Annotated in this window: 16 protein-coding genes and 3 tRNA genes; 6 read left to right on the top strand and 13 right to left on the bottom strand. The window is 68.1% G+C overall.

From position 1 onward, the window contains the following. The first annotated feature begins 14 nt into the window (after nt 1-14). Nucleotides 15-170, top strand: a complete 156-nt coding sequence (locus AA0Z99_RS00155; protein WP_413318315.1) for a hypothetical protein — start codon at nt 15-17, stop codon at nt 168-170. A gap of 146 nt (nt 171-316) precedes the next feature. Here the strand turns inward: AA0Z99_RS00155 and AA0Z99_RS00150 are convergent, their stop codons facing one another. The 6 genes from AA0Z99_RS00150 to AA0Z99_RS00125 form a co-directional block, all read right to left on the bottom strand. Continuing rightward, complete coding sequence (locus tag AA0Z99_RS00150; protein ID WP_413318314.1) at nt 317-862, bottom strand: hypothetical protein; 546 nt, start codon at nt 860-862, stop codon at nt 317-319. Between the two features lie 318 nt (nt 863-1,180). Further along, nucleotides 1,181-1,387, bottom strand: coding sequence for a hypothetical protein (locus AA0Z99_RS00145; protein ID WP_413318313.1), 207 nt, complete (start codon nt 1,385-1,387; stop codon nt 1,181-1,183). A 108-nt stretch (nt 1,388-1,495) separates the two neighbouring features. Next, nucleotides 1,496-2,368, bottom strand: coding sequence for a hypothetical protein (locus AA0Z99_RS00140; RefSeq protein ID WP_413318311.1), 873 nt, complete (start codon nt 2,366-2,368; stop codon nt 1,496-1,498). A gap of 959 nt (nt 2,369-3,327) precedes the next feature. Next, a complete protein-coding gene (locus AA0Z99_RS00135; RefSeq protein WP_413318309.1) occupies nt 3,328-3,987 on the bottom strand; it encodes a hypothetical protein in 660 nt (219 codons plus the stop codon). A 497-nt stretch (nt 3,988-4,484) separates the two neighbouring features. Beyond that, on the bottom strand, nt 4,485-4,772 hold the full coding sequence (locus tag AA0Z99_RS00130; RefSeq protein WP_413318307.1) for a hypothetical protein: 288 nt from the start codon (nt 4,770-4,772) through the stop codon (nt 4,485-4,487). A gap of 115 nt (nt 4,773-4,887) precedes the next feature. Further along, on the bottom strand, nt 4,888-5,025 hold the full coding sequence (locus AA0Z99_RS00125; RefSeq protein WP_413318305.1) for a hypothetical protein: 138 nt from the start codon (nt 5,023-5,025) through the stop codon (nt 4,888-4,890). Nucleotides 5,026-5,889: 864 nt separating this feature from the next. On the opposite strand from AA0Z99_RS00125, the gene AA0Z99_RS00120 reads away from it, so the two are divergent. The 5 genes from AA0Z99_RS00120 (at nt 5,890) to AA0Z99_RS00100 (ending at nt 9,477) form a co-directional block, all read left to right on the top strand. Beyond that, on the top strand, nt 5,890-6,474 hold the full coding sequence (locus tag AA0Z99_RS00120) for a hypothetical protein (protein WP_413318303.1): 585 nt from the start codon (nt 5,890-5,892) through the stop codon (nt 6,472-6,474). 169 nt (nt 6,475-6,643) lie between these two features. Beyond that, nucleotides 6,644-7,039, top strand: a complete 396-nt coding sequence (locus AA0Z99_RS00115) for a hypothetical protein (protein WP_413318301.1) — start codon at nt 6,644-6,646, stop codon at nt 7,037-7,039. Between the two features lie 326 nt (nt 7,040-7,365). Then, complete coding sequence (locus tag AA0Z99_RS00110) at nt 7,366-7,656, top strand: helix-turn-helix transcriptional regulator (protein WP_413318299.1); 291 nt, start codon at nt 7,366-7,368, stop codon at nt 7,654-7,656. Beyond that, nucleotides 7,649-8,896, top strand: a complete 1,248-nt coding sequence (locus AA0Z99_RS00105) for a phage integrase central domain-containing protein (protein ID WP_413318297.1) — start codon at nt 7,649-7,651, stop codon at nt 8,894-8,896. Before AA0Z99_RS00110 ends, AA0Z99_RS00105 begins: the two co-directional genes overlap by 8 nt. 56 nt (nt 8,897-8,952) lie before the next feature. Continuing rightward, nucleotides 8,953-9,477, top strand: coding sequence for a hypothetical protein (locus AA0Z99_RS00100; protein WP_413318295.1), 525 nt, complete (start codon nt 8,953-8,955; stop codon nt 9,475-9,477). Nucleotides 9,478-9,762: 285 nt separating this feature from the next. Here the strand turns inward: AA0Z99_RS00100 and AA0Z99_RS00095 are convergent. The 7 genes from AA0Z99_RS00095 to serS all read right to left on the bottom strand — a co-directional run bounded on the left by AA0Z99_RS00095 (nt 9,763) and on the right by serS (nt 14,109). Continuing rightward, nucleotides 9,763-9,835: transfer RNA gene (locus tag AA0Z99_RS00095), tRNA-Arg, on the bottom strand. Nucleotides 9,836-9,917: 82 nt separating this feature from the next. After that, nucleotides 9,918-10,121 carry a cold-shock protein gene (locus tag AA0Z99_RS00090; RefSeq protein WP_072314408.1) on the bottom strand — a complete coding sequence of 68 codons (204 nt, stop codon included), beginning with the start codon at nt 10,119-10,121 and terminating at the stop codon, nt 9,918-9,920. 209 nt (nt 10,122-10,330) lie between these two features. Further along, nucleotides 10,331-10,419: transfer RNA gene (locus AA0Z99_RS00085), tRNA-Ser, on the bottom strand. An 82-nt stretch (nt 10,420-10,501) separates the two neighbouring features. Beyond that, nucleotides 10,502-11,788, bottom strand: a complete 1,287-nt coding sequence (locus tag AA0Z99_RS00080) for an LCP family protein (RefSeq protein ID WP_413318292.1) — start codon at nt 11,786-11,788, stop codon at nt 10,502-10,504. Nucleotides 11,789-11,827: 39 nt separating this feature from the next. Then, nucleotides 11,828-11,912, bottom strand: a tRNA-Ser gene (locus tag AA0Z99_RS00075). A gap of 116 nt (nt 11,913-12,028) precedes the next feature. Further along, nucleotides 12,029-12,835, bottom strand: a complete 807-nt coding sequence (locus tag AA0Z99_RS00070) for an HAD family hydrolase (RefSeq protein WP_413318290.1) — start codon at nt 12,833-12,835, stop codon at nt 12,029-12,031. Next, nucleotides 12,832-14,109, bottom strand: coding sequence for a serine--tRNA ligase (serS, locus tag AA0Z99_RS00065; protein ID WP_413318288.1), 1,278 nt, complete (start codon nt 14,107-14,109; stop codon nt 12,832-12,834). The genes AA0Z99_RS00070 and serS overlap by 4 nt, the downstream gene beginning before the upstream one ends. Nucleotides 14,110-14,191 lie beyond the last annotated feature (82 nt).

Raw genomic sequence — 14,191 nt, 5'->3', positions numbered from 1 at the left:
AAGGCGGCACCACGATGAGTTCTGAGAAGCGGCAGGGCAAGCTGCTCGGCTACTCGCGCGTCGCCACCTCGGGCCAGGACGCTCGGGTCGAGCTGGAGGTGCTCGGGACTGCTGGTGCAGGTCAGATCTTCACCGTCTCCGCACCTGGCCGGAAGGCGTGGCGGCCATAGACCACCAACTGTGTGATCGCGTGTGAGGGCGACACCACCATCATGTGGCGCCTCGCCCACGCTGGCCGCTTCGTGAAACTCATCGTCCGCTTTCGGCAATCCGAGGCGAGTGCTCCACGGCAATGCCTCAGTCGTGCGCCACGGCACTATCGCGATGAGTTGGCCGAGCCGTCCCAGTTGCCCTCAACCTCGCCCAAGGCGATACTTGCCCACCTGCGCTGGTAGGTGTAAATAGCGCCGCCTCGAAGCCTCCAGGTTGCCGCGACGAGATCGAGCACAACCCTGACCATGCCGTCGAAGTTCACCGACGTGGCGCCGGGATGGCCTTCACGAGGCCGCTTCATGGCGACTAACTCCCATTCGCGGCCGAGCAGATCATGGCGGAGCATGTCATGCGTGAAGCGATTGCGTGCGCGGTATGCGACGTGAGCCGCGGCGACCGATGCCTGTAGCGCGACCTTTGCGCGGCCGTCAAGGGATCCGTGCTCACCGATCAGGCGGATGCAATCGGCCACGTTATTCGCGAAGTGGTCGGGCGAGTCGAGGAACGCATCCAGACTGCCCTCGCCGCGCAGTGCAGCGTGCAGAAAGCGGAGGCTGGCGTCCATGCTTGCGGTCTCGCTCGCGATTCGGCCGAGCAAGAAGACCCGCTGATCCTCGAGCGGGAGATTGCGCAACTCGTCGAGCTCCATGGCGCAATGGTCGCAGACGCGGCGGCCGCGCTATCGACACCACCGACGATCTGGTCGGAGCGCCGACTCGATGCGCTCGACTTCGAGGCGCTTTGGCTGTGCAAGAGCACCTCAGCCATGGAGGAAGCCTCGCATGGCTCTTTGCGCAGCCGATCGACGCCATCATCGCGCGGGTCGGAGCCGGCAGTCTGCTCGACGCGTCGCCGACGCACATCGTGTGCTTCGATCATGCGGGGCCAGAGCCGGAACGCCCAACTTGAGCGACTTCTCGATTCGACTGCGCGACCAGCTGGGTGATCATGACGTAAGCCGTGCTCACTATCGACCTGACGGCGCGCACCACGAGCACTCGATCTCGGCGTCGAGCAGCATGAACTCCGCGTGGTCCTCGCCGTTCAGCTTGAACCAGGAGTGCGGCTTCGAAAAGAGCTGGATGACGCGCGGGTGGCGCTCAGCCTGGCCCGCAGCATGTGGATCGAGGTGTTCCTGGCAGGCGATGATGCCATCGTCCCGGATCCACATCACGCGCGCTGGCTGGAGCGGATCTCTGAGGCTGGCCGCCCGCGGCGTCATGATGCACTCCCGTAAACCTCGTTCATCGCTCTCCTATGTCCTGACATGGACTACTGCTGGTCACGTCCATGCGGCATGTACATAGGCGGTTCGGCGACATCTCTTGCAATAGGGGCAGCAAGCCACCCCAGCCGTTGCCTCAGGGCTCGGTGCGTCGTATGCGCCGGGCGTCACCAGGACACTGGCGGCCAGACGCCCGGTCCGCGATGAGCAAGAACATCCAGCGGTTGATCTACTCGCTGGCGCGGTTCGCAGCGACACCTGCTCGGCCGACATGGTGGCCTGGCCGTAGTTGTCCTCCATGAGGTGGAGGGCGTCGTCGAAGAGGCTCTGCTCCTCCTGCTGGGCGTACTCGAGGCCATCGCCGACGCTGGTGCCGCCGTCCTCGCCGATCTCGCGGTCGAGGGACTCGGCGGGGCCGGCGACGATGGCCTGGTGCCAGCCGATGCGGGGGCGGCGGCTGGGCGGGAACGAGAGGCGGATGTCGTCGGCCATGAGCTCGAGCTCGCGGGCGGTGAGCTCGCGGCCGATCTTCTGCTGGCGCTGCTCTGCCGCCTCCTTGAGCTTCACCTGGGCGGTGCGCTCCTCTCCGCGGAGGTTCGCGTTGGCCTGGGTGATGGCCTGGCGCATCGCGGTGTTGCGCAGGTAGCCCCAGTTGCCCTCGAGCTGCTCCCAGTCGCCGGAGGCGAGCTTGTTCACTGCGACCTCGTGCACCGTCGAGAGCACCTCGTCCGGGTCGACGACGAAGCCGAACTTGCGGGCGACGGCGCCGCGGATGGCGGCGGACTGCTGCGCGAAGGTAGCGCGGTCGGTGGCGTTCAGCTGCATCGCCTGCCGTGGAGCGACTGCGGGTGCGTACTGGCCGCCCGTGCTCGCGGGGGATCCGGCGGCGCGGTGGCGGGAGCCCCGCGCGTCGATCGTGGTGGTGGTCATGGTGCCCTCCAGAGGTCTCTCTGCATGGAGCATCTGCGGGAGCTCTCGCGGGGTCGTTCGAGGCGCCGCCGCGGCCGCCGACGGCAGCGGCGCAGCAGTGATCCCGCTGGCGCGCGCGAGGTCGGGCTCGGGGCATGTGGCCGGAGGTGCGGGGCACACCTGGCGGCCCGCGGGGTTCGCCGGGGAGGGTCGTCTGGGCCTCGTTGCGGGCTCCCGGAGACCATCCCGTGTCAGTGTGGTGCAGGCAGATTCCGCGCCAGCCCTGGTCAGTCAGGGGCGCGTTTGCACGAAAGTAGGGAAGAACAGGCCCGTTTCGGCCGGGTTCTGCACCACTTCAGCACCACTCCAGCGTGGTGCAGCTACTCCCCAGTGTTTGCAAGGGGAGTCGGGGCATTCGGCCGGATCCTGCACCACGCTGCACCAACCCATGCCCGTGTCAGCGTGGTGCAGCTCAGTGACCGATCTAGCCGCGTGAAGACGCGGAATCGCTCCGCGAAATTGCACGAACGTAGGAGAAAACAGGCCCAAATCTCAGAACGAGGGGGGGTCAGGTGCGCATGCATGCGCGTGCGCGCGTGTGCGTGCGTGCATGCATGGGCGGGCGCATACGACCCCATGTGTCCCATATCTTCTTCTTCTCCTCCTACTTTCTTAGAAAAAGGAAGGAAGGAAGTAAAGGCGCGGATTTTCGGGCCGTCAGGCTGCACCACGCTGACACGGGCACGGGTTGGTGCACAAACACCTACTTTCGTGCAACTCTGCCCCTGCGTCCCAGTCAAGGCGCGGAAGTTCTTGCACCACTCGGTGCACCACACTGACACGGGATGACGTGGTGCAGGTGGTGCAGAACGGGCTGTTTCGGGGCTCTTGAGCACCACTCGCGCACCACCGGGGCCTCCGCGGACCTCCTCCGGGTACGACGAAGGGCCCGCAGCCGAAGCCGCGGGCCCTGATGTCGGTCAGCCTTCGGCCGCCTCCTGGAGCAGCTCGTCGAGCTCGTGCGTGAGGTCGCGCACCTCAGTGCCGTCGAACATGGCCACCAGCAACTCGCGTCGAAGCCGCAGCGCCGCCTCGCGGCGACCGAGGAGGAACGTCGCCTCCTCCGGCCCCTGCCGCATGTCCTCATCCGTCGGAGGTAGCTCGAGCATGTCCTCGAGCGCGCCGGCGGCGTCGCCGAAGCTGCTCCCCGTGGCTCGGTGGAAGGCCTCGACGGCGCTCTCCCAGCCCTCGGTGAACACGGCGTCGAACTCTGCGGGGTCCGGCGACATCTGCCGCCAGTGGGTCACCTGCGACACCTCGCGGCCGAAGAGCCAGTACGAGCGCCACTGCTGGTCGCCCTCGAAGCCCGTCACGGCCGCGCCGTCCGTGTTGTGCGGAGCGCCGCCGAGCAGGTGGCGAGTCACCTCGCCGTCCGCGTCGCGCTGGATCTCGTCGTAGCCGCCGGCCACCGTCTCGGAGTCTCGGCGTCGCACGAGCGTGCCGTCGTCGAGGAACTCGAGGGCACCGAAGGACTGCACCGGCAGCGCGGCAGAGGGAGCGCGCAGCTCGTGGTCGAACTGGCCTCGCACAGAGGGCGGGACGCCGTGGAGCTTGCGTCGTCGCTGCGGCGACATCTGCATGCGTCGCTCCTCGTCTGTGGTCAGGCGCACCTGCTGTGCGATCTCAATCTAGGCGTACGGTGCAAGAGCCCTAAAAGGTCGGGCTGAGAAGGTCGCACGCAGCGATCAGCAAACGCCCCGCAGAAGCCGCGTCGTGGTCGCCGCGATAGCCATCAGTGCCACATGCCTCGCATTCGGGGCGGCCTCGTCACTCGCCGGCATCGATGCAAGGTCACACGCCAACCGTCACGCCTTTTCGCAGGCGGGCATCTCCACAGTCCATCCCCCGGCGTCGGCTAGCCCGTCCTCGTCGCCGGCAAGGTGCGATCGAACTTCATCGAGTCGCTCGACACGGGCGAGGTGCACACGACGAGCGAGCTGGTGATCTTCACCATGGCGCCGATCGAGCTGTAGCGGTCACCTCCGGGCGCTGGCTGGCGCGCGTCGCGTAGCCGGCCAGCGCCGCCAGGAGCGCGCAGCAGCGACCCGGACGGGTCCTTCGTGCGGCCCGGCGCGCCTCAGGCGCTCTCAGAGCCGCTGGCGGCCTCGAGGGCGGCGCGCCGCGCGCGCCACGCACGGTGGTCGCGCAGGAACGCCCGCTCGTTGTCGAGATCCAGTTCGTACCGGCCGGTCTCGGGCACGCGCTGCGGCTCAGGCCCGGCGAGTTCGTCGAGCTCGCGCTGCCAGGCGCGCAGATCCTTGCGGAACTCCTTGAGATCGTCGGGGTCCAGCGGGCTGAAGCCCGTCGCGCGCTCGGGTTGTGGCTTCGGTCGGAGGGCCGCTGTCTCGTGTACTGATTCGGGCATGGTCGGGGGTCCGTTCTCTCGTGCTGATCGCAACCGTAGAGGCCAGCGGCAACGCTAGAGCGAGGTGTTCGCCGTCGGCGCGAAAGACGAGGCGCCCGGGCCGCTCCGAAACGCCTCAGCCGGCCGAGGCCAGCAGCAGCACGTCGAAGGCCACACCGAGCGCGGCGCCGAGTGCCACCGGGCCAGCGGCGAGCGAGACGGCGCCATGCGAGCTCGACGACGCCGGGACTGCGATGCGGTCGACTGACCGCAAGACAGAACCTCGGCGTCCGCCGCCTATGGGGTGGGCAGGCGCCCAAGTGGTGTGCGAGTGGTGCTCGAAAGGCCCGAAACAGCCCGTTCTGCACCACCTGCACCACGTCATCCCGTGTAACAGTGGTGCACCAAGTGGTGCAGAAACTTCCGCGCTATGACTGGGATGCAGGGGTAATGTTGCAAGAAAACATCTTCTAAGCACCAACCCGATCCCGTGTTACCGTGGTGCAGCCCAGTGGCCCGAAAATCCGTGCCCTTACTTCCTTCCTTCCTTCCTTTTTCTAAGAAAGTAGAAGAAGAAGAAGAAGATATGGGACACATGGGGTCGTATGCGCCCGCCCATGCGTGCACGCACGCACACGCACACGCACACGCGCGCACGCGCATGCATGCGCACCCGACCCCCTCGATCTGAGATTCGGGCCTGTTTTTCTCTACTATCTTGCAAACTCGGCGGCGACTTCCCCGCGATTGCGCGGCAGAACGCGCCATGAACCTGCACCACGGTAACTCGGGATTGGGTTGGTGCAGCGTGGTGCAGGATTCGGCCGAATGCCCCGACTCCCCTTGCAAACACTGGGGAGTAGCTGCACCACGCTGAAGTGGTGCTGAAGTGGTGCAGAACCCGGCCGAAACGGGCCTGTTCTTCTCTACTTTCGTGCAAACGCACCCCCGACTGACCAGTGCTGGTGCGGAATCTGCCTGCACCACACTGACACGGGATGGTCCCCGGGAGCCCGCAACGAGGCCCAGGAGGCACCCGACGCCCCCTCCGAGGCGTGCCGAAACCACCCCGCCGCGCCCCGCTGAACGCTCCCGCAGATGCTCCGTTCGAGAGACCCCATTCCTCGAGGAGCACACCATGTCGACCATCCGCGACGCACACGGCCGGGACCACCGCCCCGCCGGCAGCCCCGCGTCCACCGGTGGCCAGTACGCGCCGCAGCAGGCGCCTGGCATCGCCGCCCAGTTCCCGATCGTCGCGGACACGCCCGAGCTCGTGGACCAGCAGAACCGTGCCCGCAGCCGCGCCATCGCGGCCGGCATCGGCTACATCCCCTCGAGCGTGCAGGTGCCCATGACCGACCCGCGCCACGCGAAGGCGGTCGAGCGCTGGCACGAGCAGGCTCGCGCGACGGCGGAGTTCAACACGCGCGGCACCCGCCCGCTCATCCCTGCCGACTGGGGCGAGCAGCTCCCCGGCAAGTCGAGCCGCGGCAAGCGCCGCATGGGCCGGCGCAGCTACCGCAGCGCCGACGGCAAGCTCGCGATCCGCAGCTACCCGATGACGCGCATCCGCTCGTACGCGGAGGCCAACGGCGAGGGCAACCCCTTCGACGTGCCGGTCGAGTTTGAGGTGAGTGACGAATCAGTACTTCATCAAGCGCCTGCAGATGGTCGACGACGGGCAAGCAGAGTTGCTCGAGGGGCTGCTTTTCGATCTTGAGCATGAGCGTTTCCTGACGCAGCTGGGCTCGCTTCCCATGCAAGTGCTTCGTCACGACCACTTCAGCAGGCGAGTCGCCGGCGAGTCTGCTTTCGCCGAGAGGCGACCCAGACCATAGCGTGCGAATCGCACGGCTTCCAGCAACGCACAACTGAAAGAGAACCGTTCGATGGCATACAAGACTTCGATCCGCGTCGAGCCGGGTTACGACCTGCGTGATGAGGGAGGTCAGGTCGTGCCGCTCGGCGTCGTCTTCGACCTGAAAGGTCCGCGCGCCCGCATCAGCTGGGGCATCGACACCGGCTGGGTTCAGCGACCAGTTCTCTCGGACAGACTGCATACCGGCGCTCAACTGCGAGGAGACCGGCCAGGCGCAGACCCGCTGGCCAACATCCGCTTTCCTCGTTCCCTCATCGTCTCGATAGTCGATCCCTCGGCTCATCCGGGTGAGTCAGACATCGCGGCGCCCGGCTACGAGGAGTACCTCCTCGAGGCGCTCTTCGCCGGTGGAGCCCCTGCGGTGTTCTCCATTCTGCGCACGATCCATGACGTGCACGCCGCTTGAGACCGCACCGGCGCACCCGCACTCGCATCTCGCGCGACCGCAATCGCGCGTCAAGCTGAACGGTGCCGCCGTTGGGCGACTGCTGCCCGACGCAGCCGAGACCGGGCCGACATCATCGCTAAGCGCGTCGAGCACGATCAAGTCATCGGTAGTCAGACGTCAATCGGAACCCGCTCGGACTACACCGCTGGTGCCACTCTCGAGCAGTCGCTGAGTCACTAGATCGTACGCACCTGCCTGGCTCCAGACTTAACGCCATCGACCTCCGACTCTCGGCGCGCGGAAAGCCACAAGCGGCTGACGACAGATCCCCTCGCGCGTGCCGCATGGAGAAGAGCATGGAAACGTTGCTCGGCCCTGACCGTCCTTCGAAGACCGCCTATGTCGATCGCATGACAACGACCACCATCGCCCCTCCGCCGCTCGACCTCTACGCCACATCGCCCGGCACGCTCCTCACCGAAGCACAGCTGGCGGCCGCCCTCGGCATCGCGCAGAAGACGGCCCGCAGCTGGAGGTCGCTCGGAAAGGGGCCAGCCTGGCGCAATCTCGGCGGGGCGCTCGTGCGCTATCGCGCTGGCGACGTCGTCGCATGGATGGACTCGCACCGTGGGTAGGCCCCGTCGGGCAGCAGGCTGGGGCAAGATCCGCTTCGAGCTCCGCGGCGACACCTGGCACGCCGATGCCCGCTATCGCGATGCCTCTGGAAACGATCGGCGCCATCGCGCCCACGGACCGACACCGGAAGTTGCCGAACTTCGGCTTCGAGCGCTTGCATCACACGCCGACGCGGACGCCGACCTGACGGCGACATCGACCGTGCGACAACTCGCGCTCTTCTGGCTCGCGGAGCGCCAGATCGACGTTGAGGCACGACTCGCGGACCCACAAGGCCGCGCCGGAGTCGCTCCGCAAAGTCTGGTCAAGTACCGCAGCGACATCGAGTCTTCGATCCTCCCGCGGCTCGGTGGTCACCTGCTCGGTGAGCTCGATGCGCCGCGACTTGAGAAGGCTCTTCGCGAGGTTCAGCGCGAATCGGACGCCAAGGCCCGACGCGTACGAGGACTACTTCGCCAGATGCTCGACGAAGCCGTGCGAACCGGCGCCCTACCCGCTTCGCCGCTCGCTCCGGCACGGCGGGTCCGCACCAACCCCGCCGCGCCGGTCGCCTACGACGCCGCTCAACTGCACGCCATACGCGAAGCTTGGCAAGCATGGATCCGTGACTACACGAAGCCGGGGCCGAAGCCAAGCGAGGATGTGCTCGACGCTCTGCTCATCAGCGCGGCAACGTCGATGCGCATCGGCGAGGTGCTTGCTCTACGACCGCTCGATGTCGCGCTCGATGCAGAGCCTCCACACCTGCGAGTGACCGGGACGCTAGTTCAGGTCGAATCGATTCCGCTGCACCGACAGGAGCACCCGAAGGACGCTAGGCAGGCCCGCGCCATCCGCCTGCCCATGGCAGCAGTCACGATCCTCCGTCGCCGCACAAGCGCGACGAAGGGTCCAGAGCACCCCCTGTGGCCCGCAGTCGAGCGCCGATCGAAGCGCTCAGGCCATGGGCACCTTGGCCCGCGCTGGCGATCGCCGCACAACGTCCGTCGCACCATCCGCGATTTCCGGGTCGCTCGCGAGGAAGATCTGCGCACAGCGGGCGTCAACCCCGACACGCTCAGGCCGAAGTCGATGCGATCCACGGCGGCGACAGCAGTCGCGCACGCTCTCACTCCAGAACATGCCGCGGCTCTCGCTGGCCACCGGTCAGTCGCCGTCACGCATCAGCACTACATCGGCCGGCTCGAGATGATCGATGGCGGCCAGGCCGATGTGCTCGACGCGCTGCTAGGCGACTAGCGGCACATCGCTCGGTCCCGATGGGCACCTAGAATCTGCACGTGCCTTCGCCACGGATGCTCGTAACCTTCGAGCTCGACCAGGCCGAGCTCGACGCCGTCGTCGTGGCCGCGGAGAAGGCCAACATCACGCCCGAGGCTTACGTCCGACACGCGGTACTCCGCATGGCAGCTCAGGATGCTCGCCTCCCGACCGCGGCCCTCTCAGCGGAGCGATCACCATCGAGGCGCTCGCTGCGCCCGCCGCGCTACAGCGCGGTGATGCCAGTCCATGAGATCGTGCGGCAGCTCACGGCACACCTCGGCATACAGCTGCTCAGCATCACGCTCGGCGCCGATGCCGATGCGATCAGGAACTGGGCGGAGGAAAAGAACCCGCTCCCGGGGCTATACGAGCGCCGGCTGCGCGCGGCGCACGAGTCGTGGCAGCTCGTCTGTGTCGCGGAGTCGCCTCAGACCGCGCGAGCTTGGTGGATGGGCATGAAGGATGGGCTCGCTGATATCTCGCCCGCCGAGGCCATCGCGCTTGATCGGTACGACGACGTCAGGGCGGTCGCGCGGTACTTCGTGGAGGCGGGGTAGGCCCGGCGCGGTTGCCCTCGCCCTTCGGCGTCGCCCCTTCGGCGTCGCCCCTTCGGCGTCGCCGCTCGCGATTCCTAGCGCTTTCGCCGCCGTCAGCCCTGCGTGTGTAGGAAGCGCGAGAATCAGCGGCGTCGTCGAGGACCTCAGCGGGACGCGCAGGGCTTCGGAGAGACAATGTCGCCCACGGGGACGATCAGCGCGTTCTTGGACGCGTTTCTGGACACACGCACCAACCACGAAGGCCACCTGCTCTCGCAAGTGGCCTTCTACTGTCTCAACACAGTGCGCGCCCGGAGGGATTCGAACCCCCAACCTTCTGATCCGTAGTCAGATGCTCTATCCGTTGAGCTACGGGCGCCAGGCCAAACGGCCAGAGATCAGATTACATGATCTCTGGCCGTCGAGCGAATCGGGTCACGCCGCATGCGGCGCGACGAGACTCACAGGGGGCGGATGTCCGCTGCCTGCGGGCCCTTGGTGCCCTCGACGATCTCGAACTCGACTGCCTGAGCCTCTTCGAGGGTCTTGAAGCCGTTGGACTGGATCTGGCTGTAGTGAGCGAACAGATCCTTGCCGCCGTCGTCCGGAGCGATGAAGCCGAAGCCCTTGCCGGAGTCGAACCACTTGACGGTGCCGGTTGCCATATTTCCTTCAATCAATGCAATGCAGCCTGGGGCTGCGTTCAGAAGCGCGGAACAAGATCCGTCCTGCGCCTTCGCAAGCCTAGCGCGTCGACCGATGCTCTCGCTGAGAAACTTTCTGCCGCACCCGAGGTCGAGCGGCACGAGCCCGACAGCGCGGCCCGCCGAGCACGGCGAAGGCCCCGCATCCGGTGGACTGCGGGGCCTCGATGTGGAGACGGAGGGATTTGAACCCTCGGTCCCCTATTGGGGACTCCACCTTAGCAGGGTGGTGCACTCGGCCGGACTATGCGACGTCTCCTCGGCCCGCTCGTCGGCAGGCCAGCGGCAACTCTACCAAAGAGCAGGCGGGTCTCGTGACGCCCGGCGCGAGGGAGGCCGCGTCAGCTGCCGTACGGCACGACGCACGACTGCTGCGAGGCATCCTGACCCACGACATCCTCGAGGCCGTTCGTCGGCGTGGGCGTCGGCTCGGATCCCGGTGTGCCGGTCGGCAGCGGCGTCTCGGTCGGCAGCGGCGTCTCCGTGGCCTCCGGCGACTCCTCGCCCGGCGCCGGCGTCGGCGCGGGGGTCTCGTTGGTCGAGCCGATGCCCAGCGAGTCCTCGCCCAGCTCGATCGGCAGGTCGAGGCGGATGCGCCGCATCAGCTCCGTCGCCGCCTCCTCATCGGGGTAGACGCGGTTGCCCTCGAGCACGTTCGGGTAGAGCACGAACTGCATGGTGTCGAGCGGGATGTCGGCCAGCACGCGCGCCATCGACACCATCGTGCCGACGTTCGCGAGGCCCGAGGAGAGCGTCATGTTGTCCAGCGCGACCTGCGAGATCGCGTAGAGGCGCGTGAAGTCGGTGAGCACCGCATCCGATTGCAGCGTGCGCACGAGCGACGACAGGAAGACCTGCTGCGACGAGATGCGCGCGAGGTCTGAGCCATCGCCGACGCCGTGGCGGGAGCGCAGGAACTGCAGGGCCTGCTCGCCCTCGAGCTCGTGCGTCCCGGCCTCCTCGATCTGCAGGCCGGTCCACGGGTCGTCGATGGGGCCCGCGAAGCAGACCGGCACACCGCCGACGGCGGTCGACATGCTGATGACGCCCTGGAAGGTGATCATCGCGGCATAGGGCACGTCGAGGCCCGTCATGTCGCTCACGACCTCCGCGACGCACGAGAGCCCGCCGCGCGCGAGGGCCTGGTTGAACTGCACGTCGGCCTCCGCCGGCGCGGTCTCGCCCGTCTCGGGATCCTCGCAGGTCGGGAAGTCGACGACCAGGTCGCGTGGGATGGACACGACGCGCGCCTGCTGGTGGTCGTCGCTGACGTGCATGAGCATCGTCACGTCGTTGAGGCGCCCTCCCTCGTACGCCTCCTCGCCGAAGGCCTCACCCTGCCCCTCGCGCTGGTCGGAGCCGACGAGCAGGATGGTGAACCCGCCCTCGTAGGGCGCGAAGCCGGCCTGCGCGGGCGGCACCTCGGAGCCCAGGTCGACGGTCGCGATGCCGGTCGAGAGCCGCAGCACCGAGACGCCGACGACACCGATCGCGGCGACGAGCACCACCGAGAGGCCGAGGCCGACCCAGCGCAGCAGGTGGGTGAGGCCCGAGTGCCGGCGCAGGCGCCCGTGACGGGGCGCCATCGACGACGTGTCGACGACGCTCGACGCTCGCTCAGCGCTCACGCGCCACCTCCTCCTGCGGTCAGCCAGGCATCCAACGGGCGGAGGGCGTGGGATTCGAACCCACGAGGCATCGCTGCCCACCGGTTTTCAAGACCGGCTCCATCGGCCGCTCGGACAGCCCTCCAAGCCCGGCCGCTGGGGGCGGTCAGGCCTCGGGCGATTCTACGGTGCGATCGGATGTGCCGCCTACGCGGCGCTCATCGCGCGCGCAGGGCGGGGTTCGGCACGCCCCGCGGCCGCTCACGCGCCGGCGGCGATCCCCTCGAGCAGCACCGCGAGGCCGTCGTCCTCGACCGATGCGGTCACCTCGTTGGCCGCGCGCTTGACCTCGTCGGGCGCCTGACCCATCGCCACCGCTCGGCCGCTGCCCGCCACGACCCACTGGAACATGTCGATGTCGTTGCGGCCGTCGCCCACGACGACCATGCGGTCGCGGGTCACGCCGAGCACGTCGGCCACCCGCTCGAGCCCGGTCGCCTTGTTCACGCCATCGGGTGCGATGTCGAGCCACGACGAGTAGCCGATCGCGTAGGAGACCTTGTGCAGGCCCATCGACTCGACGATCTCGAGGAAGTCGTCGACCTGGTGATCGGGGCTCATGACGACCACGCGCATCGCCTCGGTCTCGAGCAGCTGCTCGAACTCGACCTGCTCCGCCTCGTCGAGGTTCCAGTCGAGCATGCCGTTCGTGTAGCGGCGGTGCCCCGCGGCATCCTCGACCATGAAGGAGCCGGTCGGGAGGCCCTGTGCGATCGTGCGCAGCGCCGGCTCCGGGTCGAAGGTCTCGACGTGGATCGGCTCGTAGGCGGCACCGCGCCGCTCGAGCACGAGCGCGCCGTTCGCTGCCACGAGGTGGCTGGGCTCCAGGCCCAGGCGCTCAGCGGTCGACTCGGTGGTCGCCTGCGAGCGCCCGGTGGCGAGCACGATGGTGTGCCCGGCGTCGATGACCGCCCGCACCGCATCCGCGACCCTGGGCGAGAGCGAGTCGTCCTCGCGCACGATGGTGCCGTCGATGTCCAGCCCGATCAGCAGCGGCAGCGCCGTCATGCCCGCCCTCCGCCGGCCACGGGCTCCATGACCTCGAGGCCGCCCAGGTAGGGCCGCAGGGCCTCCGGCACGCGCACCGAGCCGTCGGGCTGCTGGTGCGTCTCGAGGATCGCCACCAACCACCGGGTCGTCGCGGCGGTGCCGTTGAGCGTCGCCGCCGGCGCGGTCCTGCCGCTCTCCGTGCGGTAGCGCGTGGCGAGCCGTCGCGACTGGAAGGTCGTGCAGTTCGAGGTGGAGGTGAGCTCGCGGTACTGCTGCTGCGAGGGGATCCAGGCCTCGATGTCGAACTTGCGCGCCGCCGAGGAGCCGAGGTCGCCCGCCGCCACGTCGATGACGCGGTAGTCGAGCTCGCAGGCCTGCAGCATGCGCTCCTGCAGCGCGCGCAGCCGGTCGTGCTCCGCCTCTGCATCCTCGGGTTTGACGTAGGAGAACATCTCGAGCTTGTTGAACTGGTGCACGCGCAGGATGCCGCGGGTGTCGCGACCGGCGCTGCCGGCCTCGCGGCGGTAGCAGGTCGACCACCCGGCGTAGCGCAGCGGCTGCTCGAGGTCCACGATCTCGTCGGCGTGGAAGCCCGCGAGCGCCACCTCGGAGGTGCCGGTGAGGTAGAGGTCGTCGGCCGGCAGGTGGTAGACCTCGGCCGCGTGCTCGCCGAGGAAGCCGGTGCCCTGCATGATCTCGGGGCGCACCAGCGTCGGCGTGGTGAGCGGCGTGAAGCCGTCGCCCAGCACCTGGTCGAGCCCCATGAGCATGAGCGCGAGCTCGAGCCGCATGCCGATGCCGGTGAGGTAGTAGAAGCGCGTGCCCGCCACCTTGGCGCCGCGTGCCAGGTCGAAGGCCTTGAGGCCCTCCCCCAACTCCACGTGGTCGCGCGCCTCGAAGTCGAAGGCGCGCTCCTGCCCGTGCGTGCTGAGGGTGACGAAGTTCTCCTCGCCGCCGGCGGGCACATCGGGGTGCACGATGTTGCCGAGCCGCGAGACGGCTGCGTCGAAGGCGGCCTCGGCGTCGGTCACCCTCGACTGCGCCTCCTTCACGCCCGCGGCCAGCGACTTGCCCTGCGCGATGAGCGTCGGGCGCTCCTCCTTCGCGGCCTTGCCGACGAGCTTCGCGTGCGCGTTCTGCTCGGCGCGCAGCGCCTCGAACTCCGTGATCGCGGCACGGCGGGCGCTCTCGGCCTCGAGTGCATCGTCGACGTACTCCACCGGGTCGCCGCGGCGCTCCTGGCTTGCCTTCACGAGGTCGGGCTGCTCGCGCAGCAGCTGGGGATCGATCACCGCTCCAGTCTAGGAGCGCCCAGGTGACGTGCCGCTCAGGGCGCGCGCCGCGCATCCGCCGGCCCGATCCGGGCGGACGCTC

Source organism: Agrococcus phoenicis (genome assembly GCF_047302415.1).
GTDB lineage: Bacteria > Actinomycetota > Actinomycetes > Actinomycetales > Microbacteriaceae > Agrococcus.
This window is presented reverse-complemented; position numbering and strand designations above follow the sequence as displayed.

Bases quoted from the DNA above. Each gene is read 5' to 3' on its own strand.
- AA0Z99_RS00155 (WP_413318315.1), top strand. From the start codon at position 15: ATGAGTTCTGAGAAGCGGCAGGGCAAGCTGCTCGGCTACTCGCGCGTC.
- AA0Z99_RS00150 (WP_413318314.1), bottom strand. From the start codon at position 862: ATGGAGCTCGACGAGTTGCGCAATCTCCCGCTCGAGGATCAGCGGGTC.
- AA0Z99_RS00140 (WP_413318311.1), bottom strand. From the start codon at position 2,368: ATGACCACCACCACGATCGACGCGCGGGGCTCCCGCCACCGCGCCGCC.
- AA0Z99_RS00135 (WP_413318309.1), bottom strand. From the start codon at position 3,987: ATGCAGATGTCGCCGCAGCGACGACGCAAGCTCCACGGCGTCCCGCCC.
- AA0Z99_RS00130 (WP_413318307.1), bottom strand. From the start codon at position 4,772: ATGCCCGAATCAGTACACGAGACAGCGGCCCTCCGACCGAAGCCACAA.
- AA0Z99_RS00120 (WP_413318303.1), top strand. From the start codon at position 5,890: ATGTCGACCATCCGCGACGCACACGGCCGGGACCACCGCCCCGCCGGC.
- AA0Z99_RS00115 (WP_413318301.1), top strand. From the start codon at position 6,644: ATGGCATACAAGACTTCGATCCGCGTCGAGCCGGGTTACGACCTGCGT.
- AA0Z99_RS00110 (WP_413318299.1), top strand. From the start codon at position 7,366: ATGGAGAAGAGCATGGAAACGTTGCTCGGCCCTGACCGTCCTTCGAAG.
- AA0Z99_RS00100 (WP_413318295.1), top strand. From the start codon at position 8,953: ATGCTCGTAACCTTCGAGCTCGACCAGGCCGAGCTCGACGCCGTCGTC.
- AA0Z99_RS00090 (WP_072314408.1), bottom strand. From the start codon at position 10,121: ATGGCAACCGGCACCGTCAAGTGGTTCGACTCCGGCAAGGGCTTCGGC.
- AA0Z99_RS00070 (WP_413318290.1), bottom strand. From the start codon at position 12,835: ATGACGGCGCTGCCGCTGCTGATCGGGCTGGACATCGACGGCACCATC.